The following is a 12534-nucleotide window of genomic DNA, read 5'->3' as shown; positions in this document are numbered from 1 at the left end:
GTTTGTTGTCAAAGACGGATATTTTACCAAAATGTCCGTCTTTGACACATTCTGAGAATAACTGTAACTTTAACTATTTCAAAATCGTTACCCTACTAACTTTGTGCTTACTAAATTTCACTGATCTCCTGATTTTTATTCAAGACATTTCTCCAAAACACTGCTATCCCGCCACATTCAAACAAGACAGAGCAGGATAGTGCCAATTTTCAATCATTTTACTATTGCAAAATATTTCAGGTCTTTATACTGAATATTCCTAAACCCATAATTTTTTATATTGTGTTACTCCAAGCAAACGAAACTTTCTGGCTTTGGCAATTTTTAGGGCGGCTGCATCCGCTGCTCGTGCATTTTCCGATTGGACTTTTGTGCGTCGCCCTCTTACTTGAAATTTTAGACTGGAAACGCAAGTCGGGCGCTCTCCGCGATGCGATTTCTATATTGACCTGGGTGGGTGCGTTCAGCGCGGTCTTTGCTGTGGTCTTCGGACTCATGCTGGCTGACTCAGAGGATGCGAGCGGGCAAACATTCAACATTCACAAATGGTCGGGTATTGCGACCATGACCTTGACGGTTGTGGCGCTTTTTGCCTTGAAAGCTAAAAACAGGGCGATCTTCCGGTCACTCTTGTTCTGCACTGTATTTGGCGTATCATTTGCCGGACATTATGGCGCAATGCTAACCCACGGCGATGACTATCTGTCAAGCGTGTTACCTGGCGGCGCGGGCGGGACAAAAGAGCCAGAAGGTGAAACCGAGGCGGATTTTGTCTTAACCAATAATGGTGCATTAAACCCGCAGCAAGTACAGGAACTGAACATCGAAGTTCGCACAATCCTGGCCCACAACTGTTACAGCTGCCACAGCGAAACCAAAACCAAAGGCGACCTCCGCCTCGACAGCAAAGATGCCATTATGAAAGGCGGCGAAGATGGCGTGGTCGTAATCCCGAACCATCCCGACAAAAGTGAACTGATCAGGCGCATATCTCTTCCGAAAGGAGACAAAGAGGCGATGCCGACCAAAGGAAAACGCCTGAGTGAAAGAGAAATCAAGGTATTGACTTACTGGATTGAAAAAGGCGCCCTGTGGCCCGACGGCAAGCAAAAAAGTATTTACCGCGTGGCAGAACTCGAACCGCGTATGCCGACGGTACCAGCGCCAACCGGCGATCTGACCAAGCCAGTGGATCTTTTTGTAAATGCTTATTTTCAAAAAAATAAAATTGCCTGGAAACCGGTTGTCGATGACCGCACCTACATCCGCCGGGTTTACCTGGATGTTATCGGCTTACTGCCGCCACCTGAAAAGATCTCCGCATTCATAGCAGATAGCCGTCCCGACAAACGTGAGATTCTTGCGAAAGAGCTCCTGAGCCGCAATGACGACTATGCGCAACATTGGATGACATTCTGGAATGACGCGTTGCGAAATGATTATTCCGGAACTGGCTACATTACCGGTGGCCGTTTTGACATTACCAAATGGCTTTACACTTCTTTGCAGGACAACAAGCCTTACAACTTTTTTGTAAAAGAGCTCATCAGTCCCGACAAAGCCTCCGAAGGATTTATAAAAGGCATTAAATGGCGCGGCACCATCAATTCGAGCCAGCGTACTGAAATGCAGGCCGCCCAGAATGTGGCACAGGTGATGCTAGGGCTCAACCTGAAATGTGCTTCCTGTCACGACAGTTTTATCAGTGACTGGAAACTGGCCGACTCCTATGCATTCGCGAACATTTTTGCAGATACCTTATTAGAGATTAACCGCTGCGACAAGCCGACGGGTAAAATCGCTGGTACCAAAATCCTTTTCCCGGAACTGGGTGAGATCAGTGTTAATGCAAGTACCGAAAAACGCTTGCGTCAGCTTGCAGATTTTCTGGTGCAGCCCAAAGACGGACGTCTTTACCGTACGGTTTCAAACCGGGTATGGGCGCAGCTGCTCGGTCGCGGGATTGTGGAGCCGGTGGATGCGATGGACAATGTACCGTGGAGCGAAGACTTGCTCGACTGGCTGGCTTCCGATTTTGTCGCAAATGGTTATGATATGAAAAAGCTGATCTTCACGATCGTCACTTCCAAAACATATCAGCTGCCCTCAACGTCCGTGAAAGAAGCGCAGGACATTATGGCCAACAATTACAAGTTTACCGGCATGGTAAGAAAGCGGCTTTCGGCCGAACAGTTCTCGGATGCGATCAGTGTAGCATTCAGTCCGATGTATGCCGACTCGGCGATTGTTTACAAACGCTTACCTGAGGACATTAAACCGAAACTTCCTTTTGCCCGCGCAGCCCTCGTGAAAAACGATCCGTTCCTGACTTCACTGGGTCGCCCTAACCGGGAGACTGTGAGTACGAGCCGGACGTCGCAGGCCAACTTGCTGCAAGCATTGGAACTAACCAATGGTAGCAAGTTTACCCAAACATTAAAAGAGGGCGCGAAAAACTGGAAGACCAAATATCCGACGTCGGACTCGCTGGTGACTGAGCTGTACCAAAAAGCATTGGGCCGCACGCCGCTCCCGAAAGAGATTGCGGCTGCCAAAAAGATACTCGGACCGGTGCCGAGCGAGGAAGGAATCCAAGATCTGGTATGGGCGATTGCATTGGTTCCGGAGTTTCAGTTGATCTATTAATACAGCACATTCTGAATGTATCAAACATACCAATAGCATTAACCAGACAATATGATCATTACATACGTAACTTTTTAAATGATCGATATTTTAAATAAGAAAAATAAATATTAATAGTATAAAAAGTAAAATAAATATTACGGTTTAATTTTTTGATAATCAGCGTTTTAAAAAATAATTGAAAATGAAAAGCCAATGGAATAGGAGAGAGTTTTTGCAGCATGCGAGTGCTGCAACACTTGCTGCGCTGGCTGCGGGAGCACCAGTAGCAAACCTGCTGTCTTCCTGTAAAGGCAAATCCGGCAGCAACTCCACCGCAGATACCGTCATTCTTTTATGGATGGCAGGCGGTATGGCCCATACCGAAACCTTCGACCCGAAACTGTACACGCCTTACGAAAGGGACATGGAAGGCAACCGGGTTTTGAGCACATTCAAATCTTTGCCCACCAAACTCGACGGCATTCACTTTTCTGACGGGCTGCAATCCATCGGGAATGTGATGGACAAAGGCACATTGATCCGCTCGTACGTGGCGGCGGACATGGGCCACATCCTGCATTCGCGGCACCAATATCACTGGCATACCTGCTACGAACCACCTCAAACCGTGGCCGCGCCGCACCTCGGATCGTGGATCGCGAAAGAGTTGGGACCTAAAAATCCGGTCATCCCGGCGTTTGTGGACATTGGCCAGCGGTTCACGGTAGGAGAGGCCGAAGAGCTGAAAGCGTTCCATACGGCCGGCTTCCTCGGCAATGAATTTGGTCCGTTTTTTATCCCGGACCCGAGCCAGGGATTGGACAGCGTGCGCCCGCCGGTGGGTATGGATGCAAAAAGATTTGAGCGTAGAAACCAGCTTTACAATGAGCTGATCAACAATAGCCCGGTGGGTGAATTTGGCAGTGACTACCAGCGCGAATCATTAAAACGTTCGATGGAGCAGGCTTATGCATTATTGAATTCGCCCGAATCGAAAGCATTTGACCTCAGCACCGAACCGAAAAAGAGCTACGATACGTACAACACCGGCAAGTTTGGTCTGGGATGCTTACTCGCCCGCCGGCTGACAGAACAAGGCGCCAGGTTTATCAGCGTAACTACTGAATATGAACCATTTAAAGGCTGGGATACCCACGAAAACGGACATACCCGCCTGGAAGAAATGAAAAAGCAGATCGACGGGCCGGTTGCCCAGCTGATCAAAGACCTGGACGAAAAAGGTTTGCTCGACCGCACCATGATCGTACTCGCCAGCGAGTTCAGCCGTGATATGATGGTGGAAGGCCGCCCCGACCAGAAAGTACTGGAACAAGTGGCCCAGCCGGACATTCTTTCAGACTTGAAATTTTATGGTATGCACCGCCACTTTACCGACGGCTGCTCGATGTTAATGTTCGGCGGCGGAATTAAAAAAGGATTTGTGTACGGAAAAACAGCCGATGAGCGTCCCTGCAAAACCATCGAAAATCCGGTAAAAATCGACGGTATCCACCAGACCATCTACCACGCATTGGGCATCGCCCCGGACACCCAGTATGAAATTGAAAAAAGGCCATTTTACACCACTCCCGATGGAAAAGGCAAGCCAGTGATGGAATTGCTGAGCTAAGATCCGGAGTTAAGGCAGGAAAGGAAGCGCACCGCAAGTGCGCTTTTTTTTGTACTAAATCGATTAATTAAATCTCAATTAAAACCAGACAGAGCAGGATAGTCTGTTATTCCATTCCCTCTACTATTGCATAAATGTTACTATTAGAATTAAAAATTGTGTCGTGTAGATACCAGAACATTTAATTCTTAAAGTATTTCAATTCTCCGTCAACTTATGCCTGTTTAAGCCCTCCCAGAAATGGGAAAATTGCTGTTGAACTCAAATAAGACTTTAACAATAAAAGTTGATATTTTTTATACATACCGATCTGCGACTATTTCTAAACCCCTATCTAAAATTGACCACCAAATTTGAGTTGAATGAAGAAAGGACCCATGCAAAAACCCGATTAACCCGTGTCTACCAATCTGTTATCTCTGCTGAATTTTAATCAAAATCAAATCCTATGAATCAATTTCGCCAATTTCCTCAATGCGCTAAATTGAATTCCATTTTGAAGTTGTCTCTGAGCCAGGTGCTCATAGGCGCTGCGTGTGGACTCAATGCGATGGCTGACAACCATCTGGCCCTTAGCCCATTACATGTAAGTAGTTCTGTGAATGTCGACCGCACCATCAAGGGGCAGGTGCTTGACGATACAGGTGCCGGCCTTCCCGGAGCAAGTGTGGTATTGAAAGGAACAACTACTGGTACTGTTTCCGATGCCGAAGGTAATTTTACAATCAATGCACCTGAATCGGGTGGAACATTGATCATTTCTTCCGTGGGTTTTCTGACCCAGGAATTACCCCTCGGATCCAGCTCGACAGTGAACATTAAGCTCGCGACCGACTCGAAAGCACTTACGGAAGTCGTGGTAGTGGGTTACGGTAGCCAGTTGAAAAAAGAAATCACCGGTGCGGTACAGACCATTAAAGCCGACGAGATTAAAGACATGCCGGTGTCGCAGGTGACCCAGAAATTACAGGGTAAACTGGCTGGTGTGCAGATTAACCAAACCACCGGTAAGCCAGGGCAGGGAATGTCTATCCGTATCCGCGGCCAGTTGTCGGTTTCAGCAGGTAGCGATCCGCTTTACGTGATTGACGGTTTCCCGATCACGGGTAGCATCGGTAACATGAACCCGGATGAAATTGAAGACATTACCATCCTGAAAGATGCGGCTTCAACTTCTCTCTACGGTTCACGTGCTGCGAATGGTGTTGTTTTGATCACTACCAAAAAATCGACCAATGGAAAAACCAACATTGGCCTGAATGTGTATGTGGGTACGCAAAAAGTGCCGGACCGCGGTTTGATCAAAATGTTGAATGCAGAAGAATTCGCGCAGTTCAAAAAAGAATATTACGAAGACCAGAACCAGCCAGTACCGGAAGAATTTACCGATCCTTCAAAATACAGAGGCAAAAACAACGACTGGTATGGTGCATTGCTCCGCCGGGCGCCGCTTCAAAGCTATAACCTGACGGTAACTACCAACACCGAAAAATCAAGTACTTCGGTCGTAGCGGGGGTTTTCAACCAGCAGGGTGTGGTGATCAACAATGCTTACAAAAGATATTCTTTGCGTATTAACAACGAGTACCGTGTGAGCGACAAAGTGAGACTAGGCTTCAACATTGCTCCGTCTTACATTTTTGACAATACACCAAAATCAGATGGTGACCGTGGTACCGGTATCCTTTTCAATGCTTTGCATACTTGGCCGGTAATGCCGATCCGCGACGCAAACGGTGATTTGACTACTTATAACAACTTCCCTGGAAGTACCGGTAACATTTTCAATTACCCTAACTGGGTGCGCGCGGCACAGCAGCTGACCAACGAAACGAAGAAAACCAGCTTCCTTGGAAATGCTTACGCAGCTTATTCGCCGATCAAAGGTTTGACGATCAAAGCCTCTTTCAATACAGAGTACCGGGCTGAGAAATTCTTTTACTTCAACCCATCGACTGCGACTTACCAGATCAACGTACCGATTCCAACCACTGCATCATCTGTTCGCTCAAATTATCAGAGTTACAGCTGGCTGAACGAAAACACGGTTACCTACAACAAATCTTTCGGAGAACATAATTTCGAATTGCTAGCTGGTGCGACGCTTCAAAAATTCAATGAAGAGGCTTTGACTGTTTCGGCTAATACTTATCCGGACGACAGGATCACAACACCTCAAAGTGCGATCAACATTTCTCGCGGCGGCGGTACTTCAAGCGGTGTAGGACAGTTTACGCTTTCATCATACCTCTCGCGTCTGACTTACAACTTCAAAGGTAAGTACCTGTTCACGGCAGCTGTTCGTGCGGATGGATCGTCCCGCTTTGGTTCTGATAACCGCTGGGGAACATTCCCGTCGGCTTCGGTAGGCTGGGTAGTTTCAGACGAAGAGTTTCTGAAAAACGTCAAGCAGATATCGTTTGCTAAATTGAGATCGAGCTACGGTGTGATTGGTAACAACAACATTGGTAACTATACTTCTTATGCTTTGGTTGACAACACGATCAACTCGGTATTCGGAGGCAATGTAGCAGCGGGTGCGGCAATTACTTCGCTTGCCAACCGTAACCTGGGCTGGGAAAAAACAAAACAGTTTGACCTTGGTTTGGATCTGGGCTTGTTCAACGACCGGATCACATTTGCCTATGATTATTATACAAAAAGAACCAGTAACCTGCTTTACAGCGTGCAGATCGCACAGGAAGCCGGTTTCGGAAACTTCAATGATAACATTGGCGAGATCAAGTTCTGGGGAAATGAATTCTCTCTGACAACCCGCAACACGGTAGGTCAGTTGAAATGGACTACCAACGCGAACATTTCGATCAACAGAAACAAGGTAATGTCACTCGCTGACGGCATCGACCGCGTTTACGGTGCAGTGAACATTACGCAGGTAGGCAAGCCTTTTGGACAGTTTTATGGCTTGGTAAAAGATGGCTACTACACTACTGCTGAGCAACTTAAAAATACGCCGGTTGTTCCGGGCCGCTCGGCAATCGGGGTGATCCGCTACAAAGACCTGAACGGTGACGGTGTGATCACAAATGGTGGTGACCAGGACGACAGAACGGTGATCGGCAACCCATTCCCGAAATTCACTTACGGTATCACCAACAATGTATCGTATAAAAACTTCGATTTGTCGGTAACCGGTTCAGGTTCACAAGGTAACCAGCTTTATGTACAACATTTGTACAGTACTGCCAACCTCGACGGTGTATTCAACATGGTAGCTGGCGTAAAAGATCGTTTCCGTGTTAAAAATGACGCAAACGGTGTAGCGAGCACCATCATCACCGAAGGAAAAGGCATGTTCGGCGCAACCAACAATGGTGGTAACTACACAGGTCTTGAAAGAGACTGGGCAAGTACCCAATTCCTGGCGAACGCATCTTTCTTTACCATCAAAAACGTGACATTGGGTTACAACATTGGTGTGAAAAACAAGATCTTCAAGTCGGCGAGATTGTATGCTTCTGTTCAGCAGCTGTACGTATTTACCAAATATTGGGGTGGACCAAACCCGGAAACAAGTGCTGACCCATCAGGAAACGGAGACGGCGGCAACTTATCACTCGGACGCGATTTTTCTAACTATCCAATACCACGTACCTGGACAGTGGGTATCAACCTCAACTTCTAATTCCAGCCATTTACATCCTATCGATATTGATAATGAGAAAAAAAATAATCATTGCTTGCATTGCTACCATGGCATTTTCAAGCTGCCAGGATAAATTCCTGACCGTAACCCCGCAGACATCGCTGAGCTCAGATACGTTTTTCAAAACACAAACTGACTTTGAACAAGCTGTAAATGCAACTTACGCTCCGCTGCGGTCTATCTTCAACGACCGCGCGTGGAAGCTGGGTGAGCTGCATTCCGATAATGCTTATTACGCGAGAAACCCGCTTTACGGCGCAGTGGACCCGACTGAAAACATTGCAGATTTTGCAGTACCAACCGCAAATGGTGTTACTGCCAATGACAATGTGTTGCAGCAGTGGCGCCAGGATTACCTCATCATTTCCCGCGCAAACCAGATCCTGGTCCTGATCGACGATGTGGATTTTGACGCGGCGATCAAGGCTAACCTGAAAGGTCAGGCGCTTTTCCTCAGAGCATTTGCTTATTTCGAGCTCGCCAGATATTTCGGTTCTGTGCCGCTTCACCTGGTGCCGGTTACCAACCGCGAGGAAGCTGCATTGCCTTTGTCGAAAGTGGAAGACGTGTATGCGCAAATCGAAAAAGATGCGAAAGAAGCGTCCACTTCTTTGCTTTCCAAATCAAAACAAGAAGAAGGACGGGCTACTTCGGGTGCAGCTAAAACCCTGCTGGCGAACCTTTACATTGTTCAGAAAAAATGGGCCGACGCTGCAACATTGATGGCGGATGTCGTAAAAAGCGGCGAATACTCGCTGATGCCAAACTATGACGATGCATTTTCAGGAAATGCTACCAACAAAAACAATGCGGAGTCGGTTTTTGAAGTGCAGTACATGGAAGGTTCGGCCGGTTATAACGGAAACCTGATCTATCAGATCCTTCCTTCGCCAATCACTGCAGAAGAGCTCGTACCGATCACAGGTACCAACAATCCGCAGTCGACTTCTCAGGAAAGTAATGACATTCCAACCCCGGATATCATTGCAGCTTACGAGCCTGGTGATAAAAGAAAGGATGTGAGCATTGGATATGTGACATTGAGCCAGAGTTTGCGAGCAAACAAAGTGTATCCTTACATCAAAAAGTTCGCACGGAAACATACGCAGCACGGCAACACAGGCCAGAATTTTCCGGTGTACCGCTATGCAGAAGTACTTCTTTTCCTGGCTGAATCTCTAAACGAGCAAGGAAAACCTGCGGAAGCGATCCCATATCTGAACATGGTTCGTAAAAGAGCGGGACTGGCTGCTACCAAAGCGGTATCACAAGCCGATCTGCGGGAGGCGATTTTCAAAGAAAGAAGGGTAGAGCTGGCTTTTGAAAACAAAAGATGGTTTGATATCGTAAGAACCGGCCGTATCCAGGAGATCATTGTGCCTTACGGTCAGCGTGTTAAATCAAATCCAGCTGCTTACTATTTCCCAGCCGGATCAGTTCCTCCGGGCAATGCCTTCACGATTTTGGATCCATATTACGGATTACCAGCTGTCGAATCAGCGCTTACGCCGAACTTTTAATGATTGAATGATTTGATGACTGAATGAGTGAGTGTTCTTTTTTTCTATTCACTCATTCGCTCATTCAATCATTCAGTCATTAAAAAAAGAAGTGCACAAGCCAACGCTTCGTGCACTTCTTTCATTTTTCAAGAGACATTCCCGGCTTTCAACCCGACACAACAGGATGGTCTGCTGAAAGATTACCCATAATATTGCTAACTATCAGATTATTTGAAGTTTTTGTTAGTTTTATTTAAGACAGCAGTAGCAACATTCACTGAGATTCTTTTTCTAAAATAGCCTCTAAATACGCTGAACTGCACATTTATTCAATTTCAAATCACAATTCTTAACCTCTGAACTGTAAAATGTACACAAAAAAACAATGGTCAAAACTCCCGATGACACTTGCCGCCATACTGGCTGTGGGCGTTTTTTGCGGAGTGATGCTGAGCAACCGCACCGCCAAGCACCGGCCACCGGGAAATAAAGTAGACAAACTGAAACTTGCCGAAGGATTCAAGGCCGAGCATTTATTTAGTCCGTCGGAGGAACAGGATGGATCCTGGGTTTCCATGACTTTCGACAACAAAGGCCGCCTGATCACTTCCGATCAATACGGCACATTATACCGGACAATCCTGCCGCCGATCGGGTCAACCGAAAAGCCGGTGATCGAAACTTTGAAGATTGAAGGTGATACTGCCAAGGTCGCCATGGGATTTGCACATGGACTTTTGTACGCTTTCAATAGTCTTTATGTGATGATCAACAACCGCTCGAATGCGAAATTTCCAAAAGGAAGCGGTTTGTATCGGTTGCAGGACACAAACAACAATGACCAGTATGACAAACTCACATTGCTGAAAGCCATGAATGGCGAAGGTGAGCACGGACCACACAGTGTGCAGATTTCTCCGGACGGAAAATCTTTGTTCGTGGTAGCCGGAAACCATACGGACCTTCCACAGATGGATTCATATCGCTTGCCTAACAACTGGGGAAATGATAACCTGTTTCCATTTATTAAGGATCCGAGAGGTCACGCCAATGACAGAATGGCGCCGGGCGGCTGGATTGCACATACTGATCCCGAAGGAAAAACCTGGGAACTGGTGAGCGCTGGATTCCGGAATCCATTTGATATCGCATTCAATGAAGCGGGTGATATGTTCACTTATGACTCGGATATGGAATGGGATTTCGGTACACCGTGGTATAGACCTACCCGTGTTTGTCACGCAACAAGTGCTAGTGAATTTGGATGGAGAACAGGTGATGCAAAATGGGCACCTTCATTTCCAGACAATATGGGCCCGATCATGAACATTGGACAAGGATCGCCCACCAACCTTATTTACCTGAAAGACGCACTTTTTCCGGAAAAATATAAGAATACGCTGCTGGCTTTCGATTGGAGTTTCGGTATCATGCACGGACTTCACCTGAAACCATCAGGCGGAACTTACACAGCTGATCATGAAGAATTTCTGTCGGGATCGCCACTACCTTTGACGGATGGTGTAATTGGCCCGGACGGTGCATTGTACTTCCTGACTGGTGGCCGTCGTCTTGAATCGGACCTTTACCGGGTGTATTACAAGGATTATAAATCGCTGAAAGCCGGCTCAAATGTTGCTACCGTGAACCTTACGCCAGAGCACAAATTGAGAACGGATCTTGAAAAATACCATCTGGGAGTAGACTCGAAAGCAGTAGCTGCAGCCTGGCCAAATCTGGCTCATGCGGATCGCTCAGTTCGTTATGCAGCGCGCCTTGCAGTTGAACATCAGCCAGTTGCAGAGTGGAAAGCAAAAGCGCTTGCCGAAACAAATCAGCAAACTAAAATTTACGCATTACTTGCTTTGGCGCGCCAGGGAAGTCAGGCTGACAAAGAAGCTTTGCTGAAAGCTTTGACAACAATTGATCTGAAAAAACTGCCTGAGACAAGACAACAAGATCTTTTACGGGTTTTTGAAGTAGCGTTTTTCCGCTACGGTGTACTGGATGGCGCATTGAAAACGCAGGTAACCAATTATCTGAGCCCTAATTATCCGTCATCTTCTGCGCTGAGCAACCGTCTTTATAGTAAGTTGCTGGTTTTCCTTGAAGCGCCAAAAGCGGTTGAACGCACCTTGGCATTGCTCATGAAAAACGAACCTTTCGATGACAAAGACAACGAAACCGCCACAGCTTCTGCCGATTTGATTTTGAGAAACCCACAATACGGTCTGGACATTGCAGGTATGCTGGAAAAGATGCCGGCGAAACAGCAGACGTTTTACGCATTTGTTTTGAGCCAGGCCAAAACAGGATGGACACCTGAGTTACGCGATGATTATTTCAAATGGTACGACAAAGCATTCAGTTTCCAGGGTGGCCGCAGCTACATTGGTTTTGTTGAGAAAGCACGTCAGATTGCTTTGAAAAACGTGCCTCAGGACAAACTGGCTTATTACAATAAGTTATCCGGTGCTGATAAATTGACCGGTAGCGGAAATGATCTTGCAAAATCATACAACCCGAAAGGGCCGGGTAGGGGATGGAAGGTTGATGAAGCTGTCGCAGCTGTTCAGGATAGTTTAGCCGGTGCTGATTTTGAAACCGGTAAGATGATTTTCTCGGCGGTTCTGTGCAGCAGATGCCATATGATCCAAGGTGAAGGTTCTGATATCGGTCCTGATCTGACCCAATTGGCGAACAGATTTACGGCAAAAGATATGCTGGAATCCATCATCACACCGGACAAGGCGGTTTCCGATCAGTACGCTTCCACGATTTACACATTAAATAATGGTGAATCGGTTTTGGGACGTCAGATGAATGAGGATGCAAATTTCTACTATATCGCTCAGAATCCTTTTGATCAGAAAACAATCAAGAAGGTTTCGAAGAAAACGGTAACTTCTACCAAAATCTCGCCGGTTTCTATCATGCTTCCTGGATTGATCAATGGATTGAATCCCAAAGAACTGCGTGACCTGATCGCTTACCTGTCATCCGGCGGTAGCAAAAACAGCCCGATTTATACGGAAGGCAAAGCCCAGAAAGGCGGAAAATAGATGAACCCGCTTTTGAGTAGATTATAAGTAAAACAACTTAAGATA

The 12534-nt window shown here is 46.7% G+C and carries 5 protein-coding genes; all 5 read left to right on the top strand.

From position 1 onward, the window contains the following. The first annotated feature begins 333 nt into the window (after positions 1–333). The 5 genes from FEN17_RS04940 to FEN17_RS04920 all read left to right on the top strand — a co-directional run bounded on the left by FEN17_RS04940 (position 334) and on the right by FEN17_RS04920 (position 12489). Positions 334–2646 carry a DUF1549 domain-containing protein gene (locus FEN17_RS04940; RefSeq protein WP_138365272.1) on the top strand — a complete coding sequence of 771 codons (2313 nt, stop codon included), beginning with the start codon at positions 334–336 and terminating at the stop codon, positions 2644–2646. Positions 2647–2830: 184 nt separating this feature from the next. Next, positions 2831–4258 (top strand): DUF1501 domain-containing protein, encoded by a 1428-nt coding sequence (locus tag FEN17_RS04935; RefSeq protein WP_138364170.1) that lies wholly within the window; start codon positions 2831–2833, stop codon positions 4256–4258. Between the two features lie 448 nt (positions 4259–4706). Beyond that, on the top strand, positions 4707–7904 hold the full coding sequence (locus FEN17_RS04930; RefSeq protein WP_138364169.1) for a SusC/RagA family TonB-linked outer membrane protein: 3198 nt from the start codon (positions 4707–4709) through the stop codon (positions 7902–7904). Between the two features lie 32 nt (positions 7905–7936). Then, positions 7937–9445 (top strand): RagB/SusD family nutrient uptake outer membrane protein, encoded by a 1509-nt coding sequence (locus FEN17_RS04925; protein ID WP_138364168.1) that lies wholly within the window; start codon positions 7937–7939, stop codon positions 9443–9445. A gap of 350 nt (positions 9446–9795) precedes the next feature. Beyond that, positions 9796–12489, top strand: a complete 2694-nt coding sequence (locus tag FEN17_RS04920; RefSeq protein WP_138364167.1) for a PQQ-dependent sugar dehydrogenase — start codon at positions 9796–9798, stop codon at positions 12487–12489. Positions 12490–12534 lie beyond the last annotated feature (45 nt).

Origin of the sequence: Dyadobacter luticola, assembly GCF_005860805.1 — a bacterium.
GTDB lineage: Bacteria > Bacteroidota > Bacteroidia > Cytophagales > Spirosomataceae > Dyadobacter > Dyadobacter luticola.
The sequence above is the reverse complement of the archived record's forward strand: the minus strand, read 5'-3'. Positions and strand labels throughout refer to the sequence as shown.